Source organism: Bacillus sp. FSL L8-0099, assembly GCF_038006385.1.
In the GTDB taxonomy this organism is placed as follows: Bacteria; Bacillota; Bacilli; order Bacillales; family Bacillaceae_G; genus Bacillus_A; species Bacillus_A toyonensis.
Genome location: NZ_JBBOVC010000001.1, coordinates 2,906,947 through 2,933,719 on the forward strand (window position 1 = coordinate 2,906,947; position 26,773 = coordinate 2,933,719).

Annotated in this window: 26 protein-coding genes; 9 read left to right on the forward strand and 17 right to left on the reverse strand. The window is 35.4% G+C overall.

All coding sequences use genetic code 11. The features are described from left to right. Window positions 1-46: 46 nt before the first annotated feature. The 3 genes from MHH42_RS14735 to MHH42_RS14745 all read right to left on the reverse strand — a co-directional run bounded on the left by MHH42_RS14735 (window position 47) and on the right by MHH42_RS14745 (window position 2,721). Entirely contained in the window at window positions 47-469 is a 423-nt protein-coding gene (locus MHH42_RS14735; RefSeq protein ID WP_098637990.1) for an SMI1/KNR4 family protein, read from the reverse strand. Between the two features lie 204 nt (window positions 470-673). After that, a complete protein-coding gene (gene entB, locus MHH42_RS14740; RefSeq protein ID WP_340893518.1) occupies window positions 674-2,014 on the reverse strand; it encodes a cell wall-binding protein EntB in 1,341 nt (446 codons plus the stop codon). A gap of 215 nt (window positions 2,015-2,229) precedes the next feature. After that, on the reverse strand, window positions 2,230-2,721 hold the full coding sequence (locus tag MHH42_RS14745; RefSeq protein WP_000077243.1) for a hypothetical protein: 492 nt from the start codon (window positions 2,719-2,721) through the stop codon (window positions 2,230-2,232). A 180-nt stretch (window positions 2,722-2,901) separates the two neighbouring features. On the opposite strand from MHH42_RS14745, the gene MHH42_RS14750 reads away from it, so the two are divergent. After that, window positions 2,902-3,282: a VOC family protein gene (locus tag MHH42_RS14750; protein WP_098638041.1), complete on the forward strand. Its 381-nt coding sequence runs from the start codon at window positions 2,902-2,904 to the stop codon at window positions 3,280-3,282. A gap of 51 nt (window positions 3,283-3,333) precedes the next feature. Beyond that, on the forward strand, window positions 3,334-3,819 hold the full coding sequence (locus MHH42_RS14755; RefSeq protein ID WP_001171007.1) for a GNAT family N-acetyltransferase: 486 nt from the start codon (window positions 3,334-3,336) through the stop codon (window positions 3,817-3,819). 99 nt (window positions 3,820-3,918) lie between these two features. Here MHH42_RS14755 and MHH42_RS14760 read toward each other — a convergent pair whose 3' ends face one another. The 3 genes from MHH42_RS14760 to MHH42_RS14770 all read right to left on the reverse strand — a co-directional run bounded on the left by MHH42_RS14760 (window position 3,919) and on the right by MHH42_RS14770 (window position 6,447). Then, a complete protein-coding gene (locus MHH42_RS14760; protein ID WP_016108635.1) occupies window positions 3,919-4,464 on the reverse strand; it encodes an NADPH-dependent FMN reductase in 546 nt (181 codons plus the stop codon). 288 nt (window positions 4,465-4,752) lie between these two features. Beyond that, window positions 4,753-5,289 (reverse strand): DinB family protein, encoded by a 537-nt coding sequence (locus tag MHH42_RS14765; protein WP_016108636.1) that lies wholly within the window; start codon window positions 5,287-5,289, stop codon window positions 4,753-4,755. 111 nt (window positions 5,290-5,400) lie between these two features. Next, window positions 5,401-6,447 carry a DUF2332 domain-containing protein gene (locus tag MHH42_RS14770; protein ID WP_340893519.1) on the reverse strand — a complete coding sequence of 349 codons (1,047 nt, stop codon included), beginning with the start codon at window positions 6,445-6,447 and terminating at the stop codon, window positions 5,401-5,403. A 380-nt stretch (window positions 6,448-6,827) separates the two neighbouring features. On the opposite strand from MHH42_RS14770, the gene MHH42_RS14775 reads away from it, so the two are divergent. After that, on the forward strand, window positions 6,828-8,330 hold the full coding sequence (locus tag MHH42_RS14775; RefSeq protein ID WP_070173371.1) for a malate:quinone oxidoreductase: 1,503 nt from the start codon (window positions 6,828-6,830) through the stop codon (window positions 8,328-8,330). Window positions 8,331-8,391: 61 nt separating this feature from the next. Here MHH42_RS14775 and lsrB read toward each other — a convergent pair whose 3' ends face one another. From lsrB to MHH42_RS14795, 4 genes are read right to left on the reverse strand one after another with little or no spacing between them, the layout of a single operon-like run. Continuing rightward, window positions 8,392-9,435: an autoinducer 2 ABC transporter substrate-binding protein LsrB gene (lsrB, locus tag MHH42_RS14780; protein WP_000823645.1), complete on the reverse strand. Its 1,044-nt coding sequence runs from the start codon at window positions 9,433-9,435 to the stop codon at window positions 8,392-8,394. Continuing rightward, the gene (locus tag MHH42_RS14785) at window positions 9,432-10,421 is read right to left on the reverse strand and encodes an ABC transporter permease (RefSeq protein WP_070173372.1); all 990 of its coding nucleotides are present in this window, start codon (window positions 10,419-10,421) and stop codon (window positions 9,432-9,434) included. The genes lsrB and MHH42_RS14785 overlap by 4 nt, the downstream gene beginning before the upstream one ends. Then, window positions 10,418-11,371, reverse strand: a complete 954-nt coding sequence (locus tag MHH42_RS14790; RefSeq protein WP_000827681.1) for an ABC transporter permease subunit — start codon at window positions 11,369-11,371, stop codon at window positions 10,418-10,420. Before MHH42_RS14790 ends, MHH42_RS14785 begins: the two co-directional genes overlap by 4 nt. Further along, window positions 11,368-12,849: a sugar ABC transporter ATP-binding protein gene (locus MHH42_RS14795; RefSeq protein ID WP_070173373.1), complete on the reverse strand. Its 1,482-nt coding sequence runs from the start codon at window positions 12,847-12,849 to the stop codon at window positions 11,368-11,370. Before MHH42_RS14795 ends, MHH42_RS14790 begins: the two co-directional genes overlap by 4 nt. A 270-nt stretch (window positions 12,850-13,119) precedes the next feature. Between MHH42_RS14795 and MHH42_RS14800 the strand changes: the two genes are divergently transcribed. From MHH42_RS14800 to lsrF, 4 genes are read left to right on the forward strand one after another with little or no spacing between them, the layout of a single operon-like run. After that, a complete protein-coding gene (locus MHH42_RS14800) occupies window positions 13,120-14,070 on the forward strand; it encodes a sugar-binding transcriptional regulator (RefSeq protein WP_002048403.1) in 951 nt (316 codons plus the stop codon). Then, a complete protein-coding gene (gene lsrK, locus MHH42_RS14805; RefSeq protein ID WP_070173374.1) occupies window positions 14,070-15,632 on the forward strand; it encodes an autoinducer-2 kinase in 1,563 nt (520 codons plus the stop codon). Before MHH42_RS14800 ends, lsrK begins: the two co-directional genes overlap by 1 nt. 25 nt (window positions 15,633-15,657) lie before the next feature. Further along, window positions 15,658-16,020: a cupin domain-containing protein gene (locus tag MHH42_RS14810; protein ID WP_001224016.1), complete on the forward strand. Its 363-nt coding sequence runs from the start codon at window positions 15,658-15,660 to the stop codon at window positions 16,018-16,020. A 6-nt stretch (window positions 16,021-16,026) separates the two neighbouring features. Continuing rightward, window positions 16,027-16,809 (forward strand): 3-hydroxy-5-phosphonooxypentane-2,4-dione thiolase, encoded by a 783-nt coding sequence (gene lsrF / locus MHH42_RS14815; protein WP_340893522.1) that lies wholly within the window; start codon window positions 16,027-16,029, stop codon window positions 16,807-16,809. A gap of 122 nt (window positions 16,810-16,931) precedes the next feature. Here lsrF and MHH42_RS14820 read toward each other — a convergent pair whose 3' ends face one another. The 6 genes from MHH42_RS14820 to MHH42_RS14845 form a co-directional block, all read right to left on the reverse strand. Then, entirely contained in the window at window positions 16,932-17,435 is a 504-nt protein-coding gene (locus MHH42_RS14820) for a GNAT family N-acetyltransferase (protein WP_000127213.1), read from the reverse strand. A 321-nt stretch (window positions 17,436-17,756) separates the two neighbouring features. Continuing rightward, on the reverse strand, window positions 17,757-18,152 hold the full coding sequence (locus tag MHH42_RS14825; protein WP_000773071.1) for a VOC family protein: 396 nt from the start codon (window positions 18,150-18,152) through the stop codon (window positions 17,757-17,759). Window positions 18,153-18,351: 199 nt separating this feature from the next. Beyond that, a complete protein-coding gene (locus tag MHH42_RS14830) occupies window positions 18,352-19,086 on the reverse strand; it encodes a nucleotidyltransferase family protein (RefSeq protein ID WP_340893524.1) in 735 nt (244 codons plus the stop codon). Between the two features lie 69 nt (window positions 19,087-19,155). Then, window positions 19,156-19,482: a heme-degrading monooxygenase HmoA gene (gene hmoA, locus MHH42_RS14835; protein ID WP_000469501.1), complete on the reverse strand. Its 327-nt coding sequence runs from the start codon at window positions 19,480-19,482 to the stop codon at window positions 19,156-19,158. A 97-nt stretch (window positions 19,483-19,579) separates the two neighbouring features. After that, entirely contained in the window at window positions 19,580-20,794 is a 1,215-nt protein-coding gene (locus MHH42_RS14840) for an MFS transporter (protein ID WP_070173375.1), read from the reverse strand. A gap of 57 nt (window positions 20,795-20,851) precedes the next feature. Further along, a complete protein-coding gene (locus tag MHH42_RS14845) occupies window positions 20,852-21,895 on the reverse strand; it encodes an ArsR/SmtB family transcription factor (RefSeq protein WP_070173376.1) in 1,044 nt (347 codons plus the stop codon). Window positions 21,896-22,151: 256 nt separating this feature from the next. On the opposite strand from MHH42_RS14845, the gene MHH42_RS14850 reads away from it, so the two are divergent. Next, window positions 22,152-22,466, forward strand: coding sequence for a hypothetical protein (locus tag MHH42_RS14850; RefSeq protein WP_000414471.1), 315 nt, complete (start codon window positions 22,152-22,154; stop codon window positions 22,464-22,466). Window positions 22,467-22,923: 457 nt separating this feature from the next. On the opposite strand, the gene MHH42_RS14855 is transcribed toward MHH42_RS14850, so the two are convergent. Next, window positions 22,924-25,215: a glycoside hydrolase family 3 C-terminal domain-containing protein gene (locus MHH42_RS14855; RefSeq protein ID WP_097980536.1), complete on the reverse strand. Its 2,292-nt coding sequence runs from the start codon at window positions 25,213-25,215 to the stop codon at window positions 22,924-22,926. A 136-nt stretch (window positions 25,216-25,351) separates the two neighbouring features. Here MHH42_RS14855 and MHH42_RS14860 point away from each other — a divergent pair, with 136 nt between their 5' ends. Further along, on the forward strand, window positions 25,352-26,587 hold the full coding sequence (locus MHH42_RS14860; protein WP_000995839.1) for a helix-turn-helix domain-containing protein: 1,236 nt from the start codon (window positions 25,352-25,354) through the stop codon (window positions 26,585-26,587). The last annotated feature ends 186 nt before the right edge of the window (window positions 26,588-26,773 follow it).

Consider the following 26,773-nt stretch of genomic DNA (forward strand, 5'->3'; position numbering starts at 1 on the left):
TCCTCGCTTTATATAAATGTGATCCACCATATTATATTAATTAACACTAAAAAGCATCGTCTTCCTGCATAGTTTCTATAATAAATCCTTTTAAATTTCGGGCTATTTCTTCCATTTCCGCATCTTCGTGATACCAAATATATATTTCATCACAAACTATTCCGTTATGTATTTTAAAGCACAATTTATCCCCTGAACCATCGTCACCAATTATCATAAGGTCTTCAGATATATATTCATCTCTCAACTCAATATTTTGTCTAACTACATCATCCCAAGTTTTTGCTACATTTTTATTATCTTTAATAGGATATAATATCCATTCCCCTATTTCAGCGTTATTTACTAATTTAAAAAGATCTCTATATTGTGCCGGGAAAACAACACCTAACTTTTCTTCGGTTTCTTTTATATACAATTCAAATACACCTTGTTTCTTTGTTTCAATAATTTCTCTTACTTCTTTCATACAATACACCTATCCTTTGAACTTAATTACACGAATATGAGTGAAAGTGCTTAGCAAATAATTTAATTTATATATTTCATTATATATTAACCCTTCGTTGCCATCATACTGTTCTTGTCAATTTCTCAATGAATCACACTAACTCAAAAAATAAAAGCCAGCCTCAATAAAGAGAACTGACTTCTATCTAGATAACTATATATATTATAGAATTTTCACTTTAACGGTTTGTCTTCCCCAATTCATAGCTTTACTTTTTGACCCCATTAAAACATCAATGCGATTACCTTTAATTGCACTTCCGGTATCTCCAGCGATAGCTTCTCCATAACCTTCTACCCATACTTTAGATCCTAAAGGAATTACTTTCGGATCAACTGCAATAATTCTCATATTCGGATTAGTCGTTAAATCATGCCCCATCGCAGTTAAAACGCGTCCACCATATGTACCATTTTCACTTGGATCAGCAGTATATGCTGTCGCTACTACCGTTAATTCACGTTTAGCAGACTGTGTGTTATTTTTAGATACTTCTTTAGCCTTTGCTATTTCTTGTGCTTTCGCTTCTTCCTTAGCCTTTGCTATTTCTTGCGCTTTTGCTTCTTCCTTAGCCTTTGCTATTTCTTGTGCTTTTGCTTCTTCTTTAGCCCTTGCTATTTCTTGCGCTTTCGCTTCTTCCTTAGCCTTTGCTATTTCTTGTACTTTCGCTTCTTCCTTAGCCTTTGCTATTTCTTGTACTTTCGCTTCTTCCTTAGCCCTTGCTATTTCTTGTGCTTTCGCTTCTTCTTTAACTTTTTCTACCTCTTTTACTTTTGCTTCTTCCTTAGGCTTCGCTATTTCTTGTACTTTTGTTTCTTCTTTAGGCTTCGCTATTTCTTGTACTTTTGTTTCTTCTTTAGGCTTCGCTATTTCTTGTACTTTCTTTTCTTCCTTACCTTTTGCTACTTCTTGTACTTTTACTTCTTCCAGCACTTTTGTTGTTTCTTTCGTTTTTGCTATTTCCTGTATTTTTGCTACTTTCTGCGTTTTGGCTTCTTCCTTAGCTTTTACCGCTTTTTGTACTTTCGCTACTGGCTTCGTTTTCTCTCCAGCTTTCTTTTCACTTGGTGCTGTACTTGATAGGAAAGAAACATTTGCATAAGCTGTTTTTCCTTTATACTCAAATTGTAGCCATCCGTCTTTTGCTTGATGCGTTGATTCAATTACATCATCTTTTTTCAGTCTACCCAGAATTTCTGATTCTGTGTTTGCTTCAGAGCGTACATTTAACAAGTTTGCTGTTACATGATAAATATCTTTTGTAAACTCCGAACTTACAAACAATTCGTTACCATTTAAATCAATTTTTGACCATCCTTCTTCGGTATTTATTACTTTTAACTTTTGTCCTTCTTTTACTTTTTCGATAACTTTTGATTCCGTAGTTGGCTTTTCACGTACGTTGAGTACATCCGCTGTTACGATCGTTTCTGCGATAGCAGATGTAGTAAAAGCCCCCAATCCAAAAACTGTTGCTGTTGCTGCGCCAATTATTTTTTTCATATTAGCCTCCATTGCTTTTTTTGGGTTTTATGAAATGCTCCCATAAAATTAGGTAATTTCACGGAATATCAAAACATTTGCAACAATATATTTATACCGCCTAATATACTGTTATTAAAACCCTTTACTCCAATAGTATCAAATTCTCATTTTTAATTCTATAAATTATCAATCTCTTTATCTTATATAAACGTTTCTAATCCTTTTTCTTTTTACTAAATAGTCGTTGCAATTCCTGCCAGAAATAAACTTACAATTGCTAAAAATGAAGTACCGACTATAGCCCCTCTTAAATGGAACATGTAATCTTTATATCCCTTCATCCCATCCGTACAAGGAATAACAACAAACCTCGGAGTAATCCAGCAAAAAATAAGCCAATCAATTATAATTAAATCTACTAAATTGAAGATCATTAAAATGCCTAAAGTATGTAAATAAGCTTCAATATACAATAATTTTTCTTGTTGATGTAGTATATATGTAGAAACGAAAGGAGTACCGAAAAGAATTATATTGTATGCAATATTAAAGTAAATCGTTTGCTTTTTTTCATGAATTGATTTCGGAAGAACTACCTTTTGAATATCTTTCGGATAATCATTTAATGATAGACGAGGATTATAATATACAGACCCCAATATCATTACGGAAAGTACAATAGACATAATGACACCAACGTACATCATTTGCTCAAATTGACTCATAAGCCTCATTCACCCTTTTCTGTAATTCCTATGTAAGTCATTCACTTAATTACACATTGTATGTACGGACACAACTAAAAATTAAAAATTATCTTTTTTGCCAAATCAAATCCCTTGTAATATAAATACAGTTTTTATACAGTGAAAGCCTAATTAGTACAGATAGGATTGGTGGAACCTATGAAAATTGAACATATCGCAATTTGGGTAAATGATTTAGAATTAATGCGTGATTTTTATATAAAATACTTTAACGGTAAATCAAACTCTTTATATCATAATGAAGCGAAACAATTTGAATCTTATTTTATTACGTTCGAATCTGGAGCAAGGATCGAACTAATGCGTAAAAAAGGTATAGAAAACCAGCCTAACCTTCATATAACTGGCTATGCACATATGGCTTTTTCTGTCGGTAGTGAAGAACGTGTAAATACATTTACTACAACATTACAAGATGATGGTTACCCTTTATTAAGTGGACCTCGTTTCACTGGAGATGGATATTACGAAAGTGTGATAGGCGATCCGGAAGGTAATCAAATTCAAATTACGATTTAGCTTACTTTTTCTTTTCTGAAGAACAAATAAAAATTGGTTTGGAGGAATATTATGCAAAAGCTATATTTTACTAAATATGGAGCAACAGATTTCAATCAATATTTCCAACTCGTATCAAATGAAGAAGTGATGGCGCAAATTACCGAGCGTGCCATTCCGTTAGATGAGGCACAAAATGACTTTGAAAAATTGTTAAAGCGCAACGAAAAGCATCGGCTATTTGGCTCCTATAAAGTGTATGACTCTATTACAAATGAATATATCGGCCTTGGACACGTTACACTCAGTGAGGAAAATGAAAAAGAGGCTGAAATTGGTTATATGATTTTGCCAGGATACTGGGGAAAGAGATATGGTAGTGCGATTGCAAAGGAATTAATGCATATAGCGAAGCAAACAGAAGTAAACGTATTAAAAGCAATTATTGATCCGAATAATATCCCCTCTCGTAAAATATTATTAAACTTCGGTTTTACATCTGAAAAAGTTTGCGAGATTGATGGATTGCCTGGGGAGATTTTGAGTACATATATTTAACTATATAAAAAAGCAGTGCTACATTTGAACTAACCGTAGCATTGCTTTTATCTTTTATTATTATAAAAGTCCATTTTCACTTTAATACGAACTAAATCATTATTTCTTTATCTCGTCTACTACACTTTGAACTAAAGAGATAAGAGCTTCCTTTGTATCCTCATCTGTTACCTTTGCATCATTACTAAATTTAGTGCGCACTGATGGGATTAATAGCGAACCATTTTGAACGACAATTGTATCTAGCATACCTAGCGTAAGTAATAATGATTCATGAGCTTTATCCCCTCCAGCAATCGACGGTGAAGCTGTTATAATAGCAACTGGCTTTTTATAAAGTTCCGCTGATGAAACAAGCCATTCTAATGCATTCTTCAAAACTCCTGGAATACTTTTTGCGTACTCTGGTGTACAAATAATAAGTGCATGTGCCTCACTTAATGTCTTTCGAAATTTTTCAACAACAATCGGTGCTCCAACTCGATCTACATCCGGATTAAAATGAGGTAGTTCCCCTATCCCATTATAAATAGTGTAATCTATACCTTCTGGAATAAATGCTGCTAAAGTTTTTAATACGTTTGTGTTGGATGACCCTTCCCTAATACTTCCTGAAATCGCTATGACCCTTTTGTGTTTACACATATGATCCCCCTAAGAACATCATACTGATACAGCCATAGAAAAATCAAAAATATTGAATCATTTAACAAATGTACATCCGTTAAATTTGTTTACATAATAATATTATGAGTATAAAAAACGAATCAGTTATTACTTTCACCGTTTTTCATTTAGTCTCTACATACCACGCACTATTCCACCACCGAAAGTAAAAACTTTCTCAAGCTCTTTTTTAGACAACATACTATCGTTTATATACACTTGGTATGCATTTCTTCCTTCTTTTGCAGGTACTACTATTTTTTTATTTTAACATGCTGGATATGCATTAGAACCCAAATAACGTTCTTTTATAATTTGACGATGATGAAGCTCATGACCAGCGATAATGTTTGCTAATGCAAGAACCGTGACTTCAGAATTGTTCGCGATTCCCCTTTGTAACCAGGCTTCTTTATCTAAACTTTTAAGCAAATGCACAGTAGATTGGCGAACAACTGTTAAATTCTCAAGAAGATCTTGCATAGATTGCTTATCAAAAGCTGCTCTAAGAACATACATATCATCGTTATATCCAGGAAGTTCTGCTGTCTCGCCTCTTGCTATGGAAAGCAATCGATATGCCATAATACGTTCAGTATCCACAATATGACCGATTACTTCTTTTATACTCCATTTATTAGGAGCATATCGAAAATGTCCCTCACTATCAGAAATATCTTTCAATAAAAGATTTGTTTCCTTCATTTGTTGCTCTAGAATACGTATGATATCTCCATTTGGTATTAAATTTATGTACGTTGAATAATACGGATTATATTCATTTGCGTCTGGTCTCTTTTGCATGCTTATCATCCTTTTTATCTTATCTTTATATACAACTTATCATAAAGTATTATCATATTAATCAGGTAATTTAAATTCTAAAACAAAAGGTCCCCTTCCTATAGAATTACATTAACAAAGCGACTCATCCCCAAGCTTCCAACTAAACCATCTCCCATGCCCTTCCGTTTCCCCAACAGTTTCACGATATTCGTTTCCGTTAATATAATAATCAATATGAAGATCACGATCCCACATGTTGTTATATAGGTGGAATACATCACGTTTTGCACCAATTTCTTTCATTTGTTTTTCTAGCGTATGTTTTACATTTTCAGGTATTTGGTTTGCCACATGTGTATGGAAAATACAAATAACAGCATCTTCCCTTATTTGATTTACAATGGCCGGAAGAAGCGCTACACCGTCCCCTTCAATTAATTGCACTGATTTTTCTTTTACAAGCGTCGCTGCTTGGTCAAACATTTCAAGCCTTTCTTTATGTTCTGGCCAAATGAGTGCACGTAGCCATAAATAATTTTCCTCATTATGTAAATCATTCACATGTAAATCAAGCCCGATTCTTTCTACGACAGGCGGACTTTGTTTTAGAAAACGCGGCACATTCTCCCCTCTTATTTCAGAAGTTACATGCACATTTGAATTTACATTTCCGTACATTTCATCCGTTCCGTACGAATAACGGTATTGGTCCCAGAACAATTGTAATCCAGAGCTTGTCCCAATTTCAATTAATGCTACTGGTTTATTCACTTTGTTAAATATGTAACAGAAACTTGGGTATAAGTATGCACACCTCCTTACTTCATTTGTTTGAACGAGTTTTGTTTGTAACAAAGTAATGATTTCTTCTCGGTATTCTTTACAGAAATCTTTAAAATAATCAAAAGCTTTATCTAAATTTGTTTCGGCATTTTCAACTAAACTACTATAATACGTTTTTAAATGATGTTCTTTCCCTGCAAGCAATAAATAATGTACTGCACCTAATAATAAGTTTGGGACTGGTTGACCTACCTGAGCATAGGACGATAGTGTAAGTACTTCCTCATCTTCAGCAATTTTCATTGATAAATATTCATATAAATCACTTGACCCTTTACATTCCTTTATTGAAAAGTTTCGAAATAAGTTTGAAATTTGCTCTTTTGTACGCATTAAAGTCCCTCCTTTTCATTTTTCAGAATAATCTCACCATTACCGAGAGAAAAACCCCATAAAAAGGTACTCGATTTAGTCACTTAAGGATACGTAAGCTTTTTCGAGATAATTTCAAACTTTAATTTTTTTCTATTCATTAACTGAAAAGTGCTTGTTAAATAAGAATTTTGGCAAATAAAACGTTAAATAGTTTAAAATTATCAGATAACACTAGATATTTTAGTCTATTAATTATTATAATAGAGTATGAGATGGTTATATAATTGAGACAAAAAAGGTATACACCTAGGTGGGGCTTAGGCGGTGTTTCTCTTTTACGGCTTAGACATAGAAAACACCTACTCTTTTTTGCCAATATAGGGGATGGAGAGATTATCATGAGCAACATGCAGCAAAAAACAGACGTTATCTTAATTGGTGCAGGAATTATGAGTGCAACGTTAGGCTCATTACTAAAAGAATTAGCACCTGAATGGGAAATTAAAGTTTTTGAAAAACTCGCAAGTGCCGGGGAAGAAAGCTCTAACGAATGGAATAATGCAGGTACAGGGCATTCTGCGCTATGCGAACTGAACTATACTTCCGAAAAATCTGACGGATCTATAGATATTAGTAAGGCTGTAAAAGTGAATGAGCAATTCCAGCTTTCAAGACAATTTTGGGCATATCTTGTAAAAAGCAAATTAATTCGTAATCCACAAGATTTTATTATGCCACTTCCTCATATGAGTTTAGTAGAAGGGGAAAAAAATGTAGAGTTTCTAAAAAAACGTTTTGAAGCGCTTTCAAAAAATTCACTGTTTCAAGGAATGGAGTTTTCTGATGCTCCTGAAACATTAAAAAAATGGCTTCCTCTCATTATGGAAGGTCGTACATCTAATGAACCGATGGCTGCAACGAAGATTGACTCTGGAACAGATGTTAACTTCGGTGCATTAACACGTATGTTGTTTGATTACTTACAAACGAAAAATGTCGAGCTAAACTACAAACATAGTGTCGAAAATATTAAACGCACGAAAAATGGTTTGTGGGAAGTAAAAGTACACGATATGAATAGTGGTAAAATTGAGCATCATACTGCAAAATTTGTCTTTATCGGTGGCGGTGGCGGTAGCCTCCCTCTACTACAAAAGACAGGTATTCCTGAATCAAAACATATCGGTGGATTCCCAGTAAGTGGACTATTTATGGTATGTAAAAATCAAAAAGTAATTGAGCAACATCATGCAAAAGTATACGGTAAAGCTAAAGTTGGTGCTCCACCAATGTCTGTACCTCATCTAGATACGAGATATATAGATAATAAAAAAGCTTTACTGTTCGGACCGTTCGCAGGGTTCTCACCTAAATTCTTAAAAACTGGTTCAAATCTTGACTTAATCGGTTCTGTAAAACCGAATAACGTCTTAACGATGTTAGCTGCTGGTGTAAAAGAAATGGGACTAACAAAATACTTAATTCAACAAGTTATGTTATCACATGAAAAACGTATGGAAGAATTACGCGAATTCATTCCGAACGCAAAAAGTGAAGATTGGGATATTGTAGTTGCTGGGCAACGTGTACAAGTAATTAAAGATACTGATGCTGGCGGTAAAGGCACACTTCAATTCGGTACAGAAGTTGTAAGTGCAGCTGACGGATCAATCGCTGCATTACTAGGTGCTTCACCAGGTGCTTCTACTGCCGTTCACGTCATGCTTGAAGTATTAGAAAAATGTTTCCCTGATCGTATATTAGGATGGGAAGAAAAAATAAAAGAAATGATCCCTTCTTATGGCATTTCACTAACAGAGAATCCAAGATTATTCCAAGACCTTCACACTTCGACTGGTCGTACACTTGGATTAAATGAAAAAGAAACAGTTCATAATTAATGAATACATTCACAAAATGACATAATAAAAACGTCCGATATATTCGGACGTTTTTTCTTCTTTAAAAATTGTACTTATCAATATTATCTTTCGTAAAGACAACTCGCTCTGGTAATACGATAATTCCGTTTCCTTCTGCCTCATAGTCATATCCTTGTATGGAGTTAGGCTCTACTTTCACTTTTCCGATACCTTTTACTTCGAAGCTATCCCCTACTTTTAACTTCTTCCCTTTTACAACAATTTCATTTGCTACATATGTTGCGAGAGCCCCTTGCTGTTTTACATCCCATAATCCAAATTGTTGTACTGTTCCTCGTTTTACATAATCACGCATAACGTTCGGCGTAGAAAATCCAGTTACAACTACTTTTTTATCCATTTTTAAATTTTCTGCTGCTTGTGCCATTGCTGGAAGTGCTGTTGCATCTGGACAAATGACTGCGTTTATATCAGGATACGTTTTTAATATGTTCTCCCCTACTGACAAAGACTTTTGCGCATTATTTTCACCATACTGAGTCGTTACAATTTCCCAGTTCGGATATTTCTTTTTAATTATTTCTTTCGCCTTCGTTACCCATTGGTTTTGATCCGTTACAGTTGGACTTGAATAAAAGAATGCTACTTTTCCTTTATCTCCAATTTGCTTTGAAGTCATTTCAATCAATACATTAGCAAGTTGATCTGGGGTTCCTTGACTTATATAAAAAGAACGATCTTTCGGATTCACATCAGAATCCCACGTTAACACTGTCATCCCTTTTTTCTTAGCACGTTGCAGTGATTGTGATAGGCCGTCCACCGACGTAGAAGAAACCATTAGTGCATCATAGTTTTGGTTAATAAAATTGTTTATATATTTTACTTGTCCTGATACACTCGCTTCAGACGGTCCATCATATTTTACTTGTACACCTAGTTTATCCCCCATCTCTTTCGCACCTTCACCACCTGATGTGAAAAAACCAACTCCAGTTAATTTCGGGATGAATGCAAATTTTACATCATCAGCCTTTTTCTTATCTGCTGTTTGACTAGAGCAAGCAATTAAACCGATTAAACAAATACATACAATAATAACAATCCCCAGTTTTCTCTTCATGACATTTCCCCCTTATGCAAATTTCTTCTTTTTCCCGCTAAGAATGGATGTACTTTGAAATGTCTCATAATAACTGAAAGAATAAGGATAATACCAATCACTACATTGGATTGTTCATTAGTTAAGCCTGTCATTTGCAAGCCATACTGCATTAGTCCTATAAATACACTCGCTAGTACAGTACCGATAATACTTCCTTTTCCCCCTGTAATAAGTGTCCCGCCTAATACGACTGCTGTAATGATCGGTAAAATCGTTTCACTTCCCATATCAGCACGTGCGGAACCAAAATATGCAGTTAAGAAAGCTCCCCCTAATCCACCTCCTAACCCAGAAATTATATAAGCGATGATGACTACTTTCTCCGTTTTGATTCCGGTGTATTTCGCTGTATTTTCGTTTGCGCCTGTTAATTTTACGTGGCGCCCATATATGGTACGATGAAACAATACAGTGCATAAAACAGTTAATACGATAAGGATCCATAATAGATTAGGTATTCCTATTAAACTACCATTTGCCAGTTGCACATACGCATCAGGTAAGCCACTTATTCCTTCGTATCCAGAAGCGCCCGCACCTCCTGAAATGACGAGCGCAATTCCTCCGTATAAAAACATCGTTCCGAGTGTAACGACAAGTGGTTCTACACCTGTCATTTTTATAATGATTCCGTTTAAAGCGCCTGCTAAGGAACTTATTATTAGGGCGATTATGACAGCAAACAAAATAGGTATTCCGCTCATCCAAAGTACACCAATCAAAATTGAAGTGAGCCCCATTATTGAGCCGACCGATACATCAATTCCTCCTGTTACAATAACGAAAGTCATTGGTATCGCCGCGATTGCGATAAATAGGAAATCATTTGTACTAAAAAGGAGATTACTAACGTTGAAGAAATCACTATTTAGAAAACTAAAGAGAATGAATTCTATAAGAAGGAATACGATTAGAACACCTTCCCATCTATAAACATACTTCATATATTCATCCTCCTTTCTGCTCTCCACTTTTTCATTACACTATCTAATATAATAATAAGTAATAGTAAAAATCCTGAAATAGCATTATTCCAAAATGCTGGTATTTTTAAAAAGACGAGTGAACTGCTTATTGCTTCTAAAAATAATGCACCTAATGCGGCCCCAAATATAGAACCTGTTCCCCCTTTTAAATGAATTCCTCCTAGCACAGCAGCTGCGATAACCTGTAGTTCTATTCCTGTACCTGTTTGATTTGGAACGAACCCGATATTCATAACAAAAATGCAACCAGCAAGTGCCGCACTTAAGCTCGATATAATAAACGCATTTATCTTCACTTTATTAACAGGTATCCCAATGAGTCTTGCACCATTTTCATTATCACCTACCGCATAAAAGTATCTTCCGTACGGCACTTTCATTAAAAAGAAATAGAGTAGTAGTAAAATAATAAGAACAATCCATACAGTTATCGGTAGACCAAGTATGACGATAGATGACAGCTGCTTAAAATCGTTTGGAATATCTTCAATCCACTTCCCGCCTGTGAAGATTAACATTGCACCTCTAATAATTCCTAGCATGCCTAATGTCATAATAATGGCTGGTACCCGAAACTTCGCAACGCCAATCCCGTTTAAGAAACCGATAATAGTGCCAAGTATCATAGTAGCAACAATTGAAAAGAATGCACTATACCCGTTCGTTAACAACATTCCGCAAACCGCTGCGCTTAATCCCATAATCGAGCCAACTGATACGTCTATATTTTTCGTAAATAAGACGAAAGATTGGCCAATTGCTAGAACGACTAAAATAACGCTTGATTTCATCATTAAAGATAACGAGTTAAACTGAACAAAACTAGGATTTATCATTCCGACAATGGCTATATACATAAGTAGTAACAGTATGATAGACGTTTCGTGCATTTTATACATGCGTTTCATTCCGTTACACCCCCATATGCAAGACGTGTAACTTCACCTACACTCATTTGTTCTTTCTCTAAATGAGAAACAAATTGACCATTTCGCATTACATATACACGGTTAGAAAATTGGACAATTTCCTCAATATCTGAAGAGATCATTAATATGGCGAGTCCTTCCCCTTTCATTTTTTCTATCGCCTCATACACTTCAAGTCTTGCTTTTGCATCAATTCCGCGCGTCGGTTCATCGAGAATAATAATTTTTGGGTTACATGCTAAATATTTCGCAAGCACGACTTTTTGCTGATTACCTCCTGATAAAGATGCCAGTTCTTCATTCATGTTTGGCACAACAATTCGAAACTGGTCTATATACGACTTCACTAAAGCGCTTTCTTTTTCTCGGCTAATAAAAAAACGATTATTTTGCTGTAAACATGCTGCTGTAATATTTTCTGTAACAGATGCGATTGAGAAAATCCCATTCCTCGCCCTATCCTCTGGCACATAAACGATTCCTTCGCCTAGCCTTTTATGCAAAGAAAATGTATCAATAGATTTTCCTTCTAATAAAATAGACCCTGTTTTTATAGATTTCAATCCAAATATCGCTTCTGCTAATTCAGTTCTACCTGATCCAACGATGCCAGCAATACCTACAATTTCTCCAGCGTGTACAGCGAATGATATATTTGAAAATGCGTGGCCAGTTACATTCGTTACTTCTAATATTTTTTTCGTCCTTTCTATCTCTTGAACTACTTCTCTTTTTTCTTCCTGTTTATATCCTTTTGGCAATAGTCCCTCCATCAGCATGTCATAAGTATAGTCACATACATCCCCTTGGCTTATAATCATTCCATCACGTAATATCGCTACTTTATTAGCAATTTCAAAGATTTCTGGAAAACGATGCGTAATGTATATCATCCCAATTCCTTTTTCTTGTAAACTTTTCATCAACACAAAAAGACTCTTCATTTCGTGAGTTGTTAATGTCGATGTTGGCTCATCTAAAATAAGAATCTCGGCTTCTCGTATTAATCCCCTAACGATTTCTACTAATTGTTGCTGCGCAATGGATAACGATGCTCCTAGCTCATAAAGGGCAATATCCCAACCTAAACTGTCCATTAATTGCTGAATCTTTACTTTCAGTTCCTTTTTCTTTCTGTTTAGCCCAATACATATATTTTCTTCAATAGTCATATGCGGAAAAATGAGTGGTTCTTGTGGTATTAAATACATACGTTCTCGATGTGCTTCTGACGGATTTGAAAATTGTTGCCTCTTTCCTTTTACATACATTTCTCCACTATCATACGAATATAACCCCGTTAATATTTTCATTAATGTTGATTTTCCAGCACCATTTCCCCCAACTAAAGCGTATATATCTCCACGCTCTACTTGTAAGTTCACTTCTTTTAGCACAAGTTGATTTGAAAACGCCTTACTCATTTTCTTTACTTTTAATAAGGGTATGTTCTCCACATGATGTCACCTGCCTTTATCCCGCTATTTACTACCCGTTCATGCCCGATTGGTGCGGGCTGAAAATCAGTGGAATGAATAAAACCCCCACTAATTACAGTTTCACTTTATGCAGAACATTTTTTGAGAAAATGATTATTTGTTCTACTTGTTTTGTAGCATTGTATATTCCTTTTTTCATATCTAGAACACTTTTTTCACCAGACGTTTCATCGTTTCAACTGGAATAAACAACATATGTGGCACATATGTTTAAGCATTGGTCAATTGTTGAAAGGGATGAAGAGTATGCCACAGCTGAACTTTGAAGAAAATTTGTTAACAAAAGTCGCTTGGTACTATTATAAAGATCAATTAACACAACAAGAAATCGCTTCACTTCTTCACATTTCAAGAAATAAAGTGGTTCGGTTATTAGATAAGGCGCGCAGTGAAGGAATCGTTACTTTTCACGTAAAAGGGACTGGTTTACACTGTTTGAGCATTGAGCGTGACCTAATGAAAAAATTCAACCTAAAAGATGCTTTCATTATCCCTACTCCAATAGACAATTATGCCACTTCTCTCGGAAAAGCTGCTGCACAATATTTAGAGACTCAGCTCCAGCAAGGCGATTTACTCGGTATTGGCTGGGGAGAAACGATTAGCAAAATGCTAGAAAACATTCATTTTGAAAGTTCTATTAATCTTTCAATCGTAACGCTAACAGGCGGAGTCAACCACTATCTCCCAAGAAAACAAAATTATTTACATTACATGCAAGGTGATCTTCATATTATCCCCACTCCTTTTCTTGCATCTACTACTGAAATGGCAAAAAGTATTTTATCAGAACCGAGTGTGAAAGATATGCTTCATGTCGCTTCACTTGCACAAACGGCAGTTGTCGGTATTGGAGGGTTATCTCAAGATGCTACCATTGTGAGAGAAGAAAAATTAACACTACGTGAAATGACATATATTCGTAGCCAAAACGGTACTGGCGATATTTTAGGACAGTTTTATAATACGAATGGCGATTTATTGGAGCTTCCGCATCACAATCGTCTTATTGGCACGCCGCTCTCTATTCTTCGCAATATGAAACATGTCATTGGTGTTGCTGGAGGTACAGAAAAGATAGATGCAATTTATGGTGCCTTAAAAGGAAAGTTCATTCATACATTAATTACAGATGAGGAAACAGCCCTCTCCTTATTACGAAAGGATGGTGATTGTTAATGTCTACTTTATTAGCTTTTGATGCTGGTACGGGAAGTATTCGAGCTGTACTTTTTGATTTACTCGGTAATCAAATTGCGGTCAGTCAAAAAGAATGGGTTCATAAAACCGACCCTCTTTACCCAGGCTCTATGAATTTTGATGTAATTGAAAACTGGGAGCTAGTACAACAGTGCACGAAAGAAGTTCTACAAAAAAGTAATGTCTCTCCTTCTTCTATTCAAGCTATTAGCGCTACTAGTATGCGAGAAGGTTTTGTTTTATATGATAAAGATGGGCAAGAAATATGGGCTTGTGCAAATGTTGATGGGCGCGCATCCGCTGAAGTTAGTGAACTAAAAGAAATTCGGTCACATCTTGAAGAAGATTTATATACAAGATCTGGGCAAACTTTTTCATTAGGGGCTTTACCTCGCCTACTTTGGATTAAAAAACATGAACCTGAAGTCTATAGCAATATTCATTCTTTTACGATGTTAAATGATTGGATTTTATATAAATTAAGCGGCGTACTGCAAATCGACCCTTCAAACGGTTGTACGTCCGGAATTTTTGATTTACACAATAGAACTTGGGATAACGATGTCGCTAAAGAGTGCGGGATAACTTTACCGTTTTCACCAAAAGTAAATGAAGCTGGCACCGTGATTGGTAATGTTACAAAAGAGTGTGCAGCATTAACTGGTTTACGCGAAGGAATTCCTGTAATCGCCGGGGGCGGAGATGCTCAAATGGCATCACTCGGAACTGGAGTCGTGGAGCCTAATCAAACATTAATATGCGGGGGCAGCTTTTGGCAACAAGAAGTGAATATTACTAAACCAATAACAGATCCGCATGCTGCGATTCGCGTAAATTGCCACGTCGTTCCAAACCTATGGCAATATGAAACGATTGCCTTTTTCCCAGGTCTCGTTATGCGCTGGTTTCGAGATGCCTTTTGCCAAGAAGAAAAGAAACTTGCAGAAAAACTCGGTGTAGATGCTTATGAATTGTTAGAAGAACAAGCGAAAGACGTACCGGTCGGTTCACATGGCATTATCCCTACTTTTTCAAACGTCATGAACTACATTTCTTGGCGTCATGCCGCACCTTCTTTTTTAAATTTAAGCTTAGATGCTGACAAATGTGGAAAAAAAGAAATGTTCCGCGCTATCGAAGAAAATGCCGCCTTCGTTACACTTGGTAACTTAAAATTAATAGAAAATCTAACTGGTACGTTCCCTTCTGAAGTTATTTTTGCTGGCGGCGCCGCTAAAGGAAAACTTTGGCCACAAATTCTTTCAGACGTACTCGGAATTCCTGTTAAAGTACCTGTTGTGAAAGAAGCAGCTGCTTTAGGAACTGCGATTGCTGCTGGTGTTGGTGTTGGCATATATTCATCTATAGGAGAGACTGCCGAACAGTTTGTACAGTGGGAAAATACATTCGAACCAGTTACTGAAAATCACGAACTGTATAAGGCGTTCTATGAAACTTGGAAAACTGTGTATGACAGTCAGCTCACTTTAGCTGATATAGGACTTACATCACATATGTGGATCGCACCAGGTGCACTGTAACACATTACATAAAGGAGTGAAATGTATGCGAAAAGCGAATGAAAATGATTTCTCCTATCGCTTCGGTGATAACGGGCCGAAATATTTAATACAAGGTCCAAATATTGATCTTGGCCTTGTTGTCATTCAGCCTGGGCAAGAGTTTCAAAATCATTACCATACAACATGCGAGGAAGTCTTTTATGCATTAGAAGGAGAAATAGACTTCTATGTAAATAATGAAAGAGTTCCAATTAAACAAGGTGATGTCTTACAAGTTCGTCCTCATGAATCTCATTATCTTATTAACCATTCTGACAAACCTTTTAAAGCTGTTTTTATAAAGTCACCACATTTACCAAATAAAGATACTGTACAAACGGAAAATCCAACATTAACGAAGGAGTGATTTCGAATGACTTGGGGATTTAAAAATCGATTAAATACAATTTTACCTGATGGAAGAGCGGTTATGTTAGCGATCGACCATGGCTATTTTTTAGGACCGATTCACGGACTAGAACAACCATTAGAAACAGTTAAAAACTTACTTCCTTATACAGATTCCCTTTTTTTAACGCGAGGTGTACTTAGCTCTTGTATTCCTGAAAACTGCAGCACACCGATGGTTATGCGTGTATCTGGCGGAGCTACTGTCGTCGGTAAAGATTTAGCGAACGAAACTATTGTTACACCTGTGAAAGAAGCAGTAAAACAAAACGCAATTGGCGTCGGCGTTTCTGTCTTTGTTGGATCAGACTATGAAACACAAACGGTTTCAAATCTCGCAAACGTAGTTTCAGAAGCTCATGATTACGGATTACCAGTTCTCGGCATTACCGCGGTCGCAAAAGAACTACAAAAACGAGAGGCACGCTTCCTCGCACTCGCTTCCCGCGTATGTGTTGAAATGGGTGCTGACATTATTAAAACGTACTACTGCGAAGGATTCGAAAAAATAACGAGCACATGCCCTGCCCCAGTCGTCATCGCCGGTGGACCGAAACTAGATTCAATCGAAGACGCATTAAACATTACGTACAATGCACTGCAAGAAGGTGCAATTGGCGTAGATATGGGCCGAAACATATGGCAATCTGAACATCCAGCTGCAATGATTCAAGCAATACATGGTATTGTGAAGAACGGATTGAATGTGAAAGAGGCGCTGGAATTATATGGTGATGTAAAAAACTAAGATAATAGATAGACTATTACACTTAAATATATACAAAATCAATATTTACTATAAGGAAAAGCCCATATCTAACATATGGGCTTTCTTTTACATTTTTAATTGTTCCGAATCTAATCCGATTTCTACAGATCGCGTACGTTCCAAACAATCTCACCTCGTTCACCAAACGTACTGTGATGCCGCTTAAATCCTATCTTTTCTAATACCCGGAAGGACGCCGTATTCCAAGCACCTACAGTTGACCAAAGTCTTTTGCGACCCGTAGCAATCGCAGCCTCCAGTACTGCTGATGCCGCCTCTGTCGCATAACCCATGCGATGAGCACTGCGGAACAACTCATATGCAATCTCCGGCTCTTCAAGCGTGGAACGACCGATAATTAAGCCACAGTATCCGATGAAATCGCCTTCGTCTCGTCTACGAATCGTGAGAAGGGATATGCCATTTTCGGTTGCTTTCTTGCGCTTCTCAATAAGATCGTTACGAACAGATTCAACGGTTGGCATTTCCACTCCACGTTCACCAATTAGTTCTCTAAGCCAGACTGCATCGGATTCCTCCCACATATTCAGGTCAAGTCGTTCCGTTTTCAACTGGAACGACATAGCTTTAAATGAAGCTGTCATAATGAAAACCTCCTATTTATTTCACTGTACTACTTATAATAGTTTCGTACTGCACCATATGGGAAACCTGCTTAATTCTCTAAATTTTCTTGTATCAGTATACATTATTGGTATTTTATGCATAAGCAATTCCTTTGTAAAATAGACTTTGTTATGAAACTTTATTTCAAATCTATAATATTTAGTTTAAGAGGAATATCCTCTAGTTTATAAATTTATAAACATTTTGATGTTCACTTATCATACAAATAAAATGCTCAAGCCCCTTTCCAAACTGGATAAGGGGCTATATTCACATCTTCAAAACAATTTCTCTTATTGCTATCGAACTTTCTTACCATCTTTATAGTCAAGGCACGATACTTCAATTAACAATCCATTAAACATTGTAAAATAAAAACCATAACTACTACCTCTCATCACATAAGGTGCCTTGTCTATTTCAATGCCCCCAGCTACTAAACGATTATATGATTTATCAACTTCATTTGTAGTTTCCACTAAAAAACCAATATGAAAAGCTTCTGGATACGTAACGTCCTTATTCCCCTTGAATGCTTTTGGATCACTTAATACAAGTATAAATCCACTCTCATCGCTCATCACTACAAGTGCCTTTCCTTTTTGCTCCAAAAATTGAAAATCAAAAAAAGTTTCAAAGAAATGTCTCGCTTCTAATAAATCATCAACACATAAATTCAAATGATTCAACTTCATTCACACATCTCCTTTTAAACAGGGGCTATACAGAAGTATATTGACCCATATTAATAACACCCGAATGTTTAAGGTTGTATTCAAGTGTTCATTTTTTAATAGTTTAATACTTTTTTCTATCGTCTAGAACGTTTTTTCAATGCAACTTTTAAGATACAGTGAATGAAATTATACGAACGATTCGAAACGGAATATCTATTTACCAATAAAATTTAACAATCGTATTCAATTGTTTATTCTCCAAATGAATTAAAATCCACTCAATCAAGAAAACTGCTGAAGAGATTCGCTCTGTCGTGTCACCTAAAAACAGTTTATTTATAAAATCTTCAAAGTGAGTTGGTACTTTGGATAATGTTTCAATATACTTCAAAACAGATCCAGCTGAAGGTACTGGCTTGTTATTAATAGCCCATATTCCCTCTAACAATGTCCAAGTTGATGTTTGAACTATATATGATGCTTTTAACTCATCTTTTGCTTTCAGAGCAGTCTTAATTTTAATTAGCGAACTATGTAACCAATGAGAAATGCCCTTTACTTTATCACTAGCAACTCGATAGTTTTCAAATTTTTGTTTTGCTATTGCCTTTAATTCTTTCAATTCACCGCTTTTATCAAACAAAATTTTCCCTTCTAAAAATGAATATAGTTCCATCTGATTATTTTTAAAGTTTACTTGTATTTGATTAAAATCAGCATACTTATATTCAACTAAAATATCTTCTCTCATTTCAGAATAAAATCGCTTCTTTTGTCCGTCTTCTAAAAGAATATATAAGTCTAAATCCGAATCAGGATATGCATCACCTCTTGCGACAGAACCGATGAGCATAAATCCGGTTACTTTTTCTATAGATAAACATTCGTTTAAAATTATTTCCACTATTTCTTTATGTTTTTCATATGTAATAAATGAAAGGTTTTCTATCACTTACATCCCTCCAGTACTAAAAAAGAGGATACATGTTAATTTCTACAACATGTATCCTCTGCTTATATTTTACGACTGCTGATAAGCCGCTTTCGATGATTTCACATAATAAACACCGTGTTCAACGTTAATGATATGATCTGGTTTTGGTTTACCACGGCCCGCTCTATGTCCAGCTAAATGTTCTTCACTCGTTTCCCAGTTTTTCCATGCCTCTTCAGATTCCCAGCGAATCATAACGACAACTTCTTCATCGCCGCGTCTTACTTTTTTCACAAGAACACTTAAGTCAATGAAGCCTTCAAATTTTTCAATTATACCTTCTCCAGTGAAACGTTCTACAACTATATTTGATGTACCTTCTTTTACAGTAAATGTTTTCGTTTCGATAAACATATATCCCACTCCCTCTTTGTAATTCGAATACTAGTATTCTTCTATTATAGTTGATTATGATAATTATTTTCAATTATAAAGTTTTAAATCTTTTGAATTATGCTGTTTTCTCTTCAACTGCCTCATCTAAAAATTTAAAATATGGGAGTAATATTCCTATTAAAGAAGTGAAACATATAATCGCACCGATGATAAAGTATAGTGCTCTAACTCCCCACATTTCACTTAGTATGCCTCCTACTAACACACCTAACGGCATAGCGGATCGTATGAAAAATAGTCGAACTGAAAATACTTTTCCTATCATATTGTTCGGGACAGTTTGTTGGCAGATTGTCGTGTTATGAACATTGAAAAATGCGATGCAAACACCTGCAATCACTTCAGTTATTACCGCAATTATTATACTATGATTGAACCCTAGCGAAATGTATGTGAGCCCTCCTATAAACAATCCACCAAGCATAAGTATACGCCGGCTTTTATATGTTACTTTTCCGACTAGTATAGATCCAACTACATAGCCAAGCGGGAAACCAGCCATAAAATAACCAAACTCCGCATATCCTGCGGACAACTCGTCTTTTATATAAGGAAGATTTGTAACCATCGTTACCCCTACTCCAAACTGTACGAAAGTAAGAAATACACCGAGCCAAACGATAATTGGTTTTGTGAAAAAATATGTAAAACCGTGAAGAAACTGTTCTAGCCACGTTTTTCTCAATTCTTGTTTTACTCTTTTTTCTTTTATGAAAAGTAACAATCCCCCACTAATGAATAGACAAACACAAACAAACAACATTGTTAATTTGATTCCAATGAATGTAATAACGATACCACCTAATAGTGGCGCAAGAAACATCATAAGACGAGTCATTCCATCAATATACGCATTTGCATCTTGAAGTTGTTCTTTACTTACAATGCTCGGTGTAATTGCTTGACTTGCAGGTGTATAAAGCGGTGTAATGAGCCCAATTATAATTTGAACGACATACACGTGCCAAACTTCTATATTACTAGTAACTACCATGACTAAAGGTAGTAAGAAAACAGATGCCCGCATCCATTGCGAAAAAATCATAATCCACTTTCGGCTCCATTTATCAATAAATGGTCCGCTTATTAGTTGCAGTATGAGAGATGGGATAAAATATAATAACCACATACTACTTAATGCTGTTTTTGATCCCGTTAACTCATAAACAAGAATTGAATTACACAACGTCCCGAAAGCTCCGCCTAATTCCGAAATTGCGCTACCAATCCACATAAAAAAGAATGAACGATTTTTCAATACACTCTTCACTATAGCTCACCAACTTTTCTATTTAATTCCTCCCTTTATGTACATTCTCGTTGTATATTATCTATTTAAAAATACATCTAATTCTTTCGCTAACGACTGCACTGCTTTTTTTCTCAATACATATTTTCCGTCATGTATATCAACTAACTTAGCCGAACGTAATAATTTTAAATGATGATGCACTGTCGATTTACCAAGTTGCAGTCTTTCCGTAATTTCCTGCAATGTACGTTCTTTTTCAAACAACATTTTTACAATTCGTAATCTCGCTTCATCCCCAAGTGCTTTATGTTTTTGAACTAAAAAATAATTCGGCTCATACGGATCTTCTGGATGTATACTTTCATTTGCGACAGGATAATGAAACACTTTCGTATCTTCAATATCAGCTTCTATATTCCACGGCCTGTACGTCAGTTGCGGGATAAGAAGTACGTAATGAACACTTGGCTCTGGCATATAGTTAACGCCACCAGTCGCCCACTCGACAAACTCTTCCGGTTTCATCTTTTTATTCATTTCATTCTTTGCTTCATAGTCTCGCTCTAATATAGAAAGTAATTGCTCTTCCTCTTTTTTAATAACACTCTCATACCATCCTGTCATAACAGCGATAAAATGGTCCTTTAGTTCTTGTATATCACTATTACATATAAAGCTAATATACGTAGAGAAAAACTGATGATCCTTTGTCAGTTCCTTTAATTTTTGTATTGCAGTTACGTCTCCATTTCCTGCTAAACGTCTTTTTTCTTCATACTTCTCTCCTATAAAGGGTAAACATATATACTTTAAATCTTCTTCTGAAAGCGAATCGATATTCGCAATAAACTGTGATAGATTTTGAAAATCTCCTTCATACAACAACTGAAGCAGCGCTTTCCACGTATTATGCTCTTCTACAAACTGTAAGTGCTCCCTCATTTCTTCTGTTAATGATTGTCTAATTTTTTCCCATTCGCTTTTGGATTTTTCAAGTGTGTCTATTAACCTTTTATGAGTAATTGCCGCAATGCCAAGTGCACATTCGAAAAGTATCGAATACTTCATTTGAATATGGTACGTTTCCCTCTTTCTACTCGTTACATGAAAGACTTCCATTTGATCCCCTCCTTATTTGCTATATATTTAATTCTACAATTATCGAATAATACCTTCTATATTTTTAGAATTATATTACAATTACCGAAAACTAAAGACTATGATAATCTTTTTAATCCTTACTCCATTAAAACGCCGATTGTTAAATACCTTATTAATAATGGAGGTTCCTTTTTTTAGCTCTTTTATACGTTGCAGTTCATATTCTTGTTCTACTATAGGGCAGGCATATTGAAGAGAAAGGAGAATGTATTACATGGAGAAAAATAATGTAGAAGGCGTATGTTTATTTTTGCAATTACTAAAGTTAAGAGTACAAAAGATGTTTATTAAAAAAGAATTAAAAAAGTATACTTGGCAACAAACAGTAAAGCGAACGCTTCAAGTACATGATGCCTTACAATCTTCATTAACATCTCTTCAAGAAGCAGAACTGGATCAACCGATTCCTTCTCTACCTGTTTGGCAACAATATATGAATATCCTTTTGCACGATGCTTATCATACAGGACAAATTATACAACTTCGGAAACTCCAAGGTTCATGGCCAACTCATCGTTCTTATTTATAAATAATGATTAAAATTGCTTAAGTTTAACATGCCACCAAACAATTGAACGCAGTTAACTGTTACATCAATTTCTCTCCCGTAATTACTACTATTACCCAAGATAAAGTAATAAGAAAAATAGCATCGTAACAGAGGTAGTCTAGATACGAACCGAAAGAAGTGAAAACGTTAGATTTTATAAAATTACTTTTATTGCTACAGATAATAAGTGGGAATCTACCGAAGGACCTTTTTATATCAATGTCCCACATTACAAAGAACTAAATGGGCCTGCTGTAGATAATGGACAATTATTTGATTTTACATTAGCTGAATAAATTCAAAAAAAGCAAATGAGATGCTAGCTCTCATTTGCTTTTTTGTAAATCTATGTTTATTAATAGTATAAAATATTAGCCCAAACCAATCGGGTATTTCCAGACCGTAATCCCCCATCTAACTTCTTCACATGCGCCGCTTATTGATTCATTTGCGCATCGTTCAATAGCTCAATTATTTCACTTAACATTTCTTCTGTAAATGCGCCTGCACTAAAGTTTACTAACGCTCGTAACGGCATGTAATTTAGCATAGCATCCATCATTTCAGAGGCATCACTATCCCCTTCAGCCATACTTGCAAACGGGCTGTCTTTTAATGCTTTTTCCATAAGCTCTTTTGCAATTGGTGCTAACATTCGGTCCGCAAATATGTCCCCTAGTAACGTATTCCGATGCACTGTTTTTTTAATTATAGTCGTTGATTGAACGAATATGTTATCTTGTAAAACAATCTCTCTTGAAGACTTTCCTACTAAAATTTCGAATTCACCTGTTTCAACATGCCAGTCCTTCAATTCAACATTATAATAAGCAAATGACCTGTTATTTAAAGTAAAACTAACCGTTTTTTCTTCTCCCGGTTGCAACTCTACTTTTTCAAATCCTTTTAATTCTTTTTCAGGACGAATCATACTACTTTCAACATCTTTTATATACAGCTGAACAATTTCTTTCCCAGCTATACTACCAGCATTTTTCACGTTTACAAGAACAGAAACAGTATCCGTATCCTTTATCTCGTTTTTACTTATTGAAAGTTTACTATACTCAAAGTTTGTATAACTTAACCCAAAGCCAAATGGGAACAATGGTTCAATATTTTTTGCATCATAATAACGGTATCCAACGAACACACCTTCCTTATATTCTACTTTATCACCTTCACCCGGGAAGTTTAAGTAAGAAGGATTATCGCTTAAAACTTCCGGGAATGTTTCTGCTAGCTTCCCACTTGGATTCGCATCACCAAATAATAAATCAGCAATTGCTCCGCCTAATGCTTGGCCACCTAAATAGCCTTCAAGTATTCCTTTTACTTTACCTATCCATGGCATTTCAATTGGCGCACCATTACTTAAAACTACAACGATATTACTTTGAACTTCAGCAATAGCCTCAATTAATTGCACGTGATTTTCTGGCATTTGTAAATGTTTTCGATCAAAGCCTTCTGATTCATAACGATCTGGAAGCCCAACGAAAAGGACAGCTGTATCTGCGCTCTCAGCTATTTTTTTTGCTTCATTAATCAAGTTTTCATCTACGTCATCGCTTGCAAGATCATAGCCTTGTGCAAATAAAATGTTCGTTTTTTCACCTGATACCATTTCAAGTTCTTCAAAAATACTTGCAAGCTTTGTTGGATTAATATGAGAGCTTCCGCCGCCTTGATAACGTGGTTGCTTTGCAAATTCTCCAATTACCGCTACCGTCCCCTCTTTTTTTAGCGGAAGAATGGAATCTTCATTTTGTAACATAACCATACTTTCACTTGCAACTTCCCTTGCAAGCTGATGATGCATGTCCTTACTATACGTAGCGTTTTCTAATTGATTATCATAAGCTTTAAAAATAATGTAAAGAAGACGCTCAACTGCTTGATCAAGCTTTTCTACACTTAGCTCACCACAATGAATTGCATCAATAATTTTCTTCTCACCAATTCCAAAGCTTGAAGGCATTTCTAACTCTAAACCGTTCGCTAAACTTGCAACACGTTCATTTACTGCGCCCCAATCAGATACGACAAAGCCTTCAAATCCCCATTCATCTTTTAAAATATCATGTAACAAATAGTTATTTTCCGAAGCGTATTCACCATTTACTTTATTGTAAGCACTCATTACTGTCCAAGGCTGTGCTTCCTTAATAACATCTTCAAAGCTTGCAAGGTAAATTTCACGTAAAGTTCTTTCATCAACAATTGCATCTACAGACATTCTGCGATGCTCTTGATTATTAGCTGCGAAATGCTTTAATGACGTTCCAATGCCTTGACTTTGGACGCCTTTAACATGATTTATAGCCATTTGCGATGATAAATACGGGTCCTCTGAAAAATATTCAAAATTTCTTCCGCATAGCGGTGAACGTTTAATATTTGCACCTGGTCCAAGGAGAACACCTACATGTTCAGCCTGACATTCTTCTCCTAATGCAACTCCTACTTCATGTATTAAGTCTTTATTCCATGTACTTGCTAGCCCTACTGCTGAAGGGAAACAAGTCGATGGAATACTGTTATAAATCCCTAAGTGATCTGCTCCCTCTGCCTGTTTTCTTAGACCATGTGGTCCATCAGTTACCATAATTGATGGAATCCCTAATCGTTCAATCCCTTTTGTATTCCAAAAGTCTAATCCAGAACATAGACTTGCCTTTTCTTCTAGCGTCATTTCAGAAATGATTTTCTTAATATCTCTTTTCATGATAGCCCTCCTAAAAAACATATAAGTAAACGCTTTCTTAATGATATTATAGTTATTATCTTTCAGATATTATGGTATATTTTTTAGACTACTTGTAAAAATTTTAGCTGTTTTTTAAAGAATAGAGGTTAAAATAATGAATTGCTCCAAACGAGAAGATCTATATTATATTTGTAAGCTAGTCTTTGATCTACATAAAACACCTATCTATTTCCTTACTAACAAAGGAGATTTAGTATTTGAAATCTCGTCCAATATTCTGCATAACCCTATGTATTCTTCCAAAGAGGCAATACTGAATGAACTATATAAGGAACAGCCTTCCTATACTTTTCCGTCACTAGTAGAGACCGCCTTTCTCGAAAACTTTTTCGCAATTCATCTGCGTTTGAACGACCAAATTAGTGGGAATATAATTGTTGGACCAGTCCTTTATTCCAGGCTATCAGAAACATCAATTAATGGCATTGTTAATGATCTTCAACTAAAAATAAACAAAGAAGAAATGATTCGATATTATCGTTCTCTACCCGTATTAAATAATATGAGTTTTTTAAATGTAAGTTTAGTGCTTTATTACATGCTATATCAGAAACAGTTGGACATAGCTGATATACTGCAAAAAAACATGCTAATAAAAAAGGCGGAATTCGAAATTGAACAGCCTGATGTACATATATCAGAGCAACGACAAAGTACATTAACTCATATCGATCCACTAGCCGAGAGGAAAATATTTGAATGTATTAAGCAAGGGAAAAAGGAGGAGTTAATTAAAAATCTAAGGAGATTACCTGAATCAGGAGAACTTGGGGTGTTATCAAAGACAAGTCACCTGCGAAGCCAAAAGAATTCTGCCATTGCAGCTATTACACTTGCAACTAGATCTGCTATTGAAGGTGGAGTTTTCCCTGAAATCGCATATACTATTAGTGATTTATTTATACAAAAACTCGAAGAAATACATAAAAATGAAGCAATTCCCCCTTTTTTAGAGAATGCGTTACTTGAGTTTGCAGAACGTGTCAAAAATAGTACAGTGCAGCAACATTCAAAACATATAAACGTATGTCAGAATTATATATTCACTCATCTTTATGGTGATATTACACTAAATATCCTTGCAGAAATAGTCACATTAAACCCTAGTTATTTATCTTCCCTTTTCAAAAAAGAAGTTGGAATTTCTTTAAATGAATATATTCAGCGTGCGAAAGTCGATGAGTCAAAAAAGTTAATGACATATACGAGACATTCTATATCCGAAATTTCTACAGTACTAAATTTTCACGACCAAAGTCATTTTACAAAGGTATTTAAAAAACATACTGGTATTTCGCCTAAACAATTTAAAAATGGATGCAGTTATTAGTTATCCTCCGTTCCGTCAATAGATTTAATTTGTTGCTTTACATTCCTAATACATATACTTTATAAAGCGAAAACATTAATTGTTAGTACATTAATTGAAATAGATGAATGCTAAACATAATTCACATTCTTCATAACTCCTGATTATAATCCAAATTTGGAAGAATAGAGGCTTTTTTATATACAA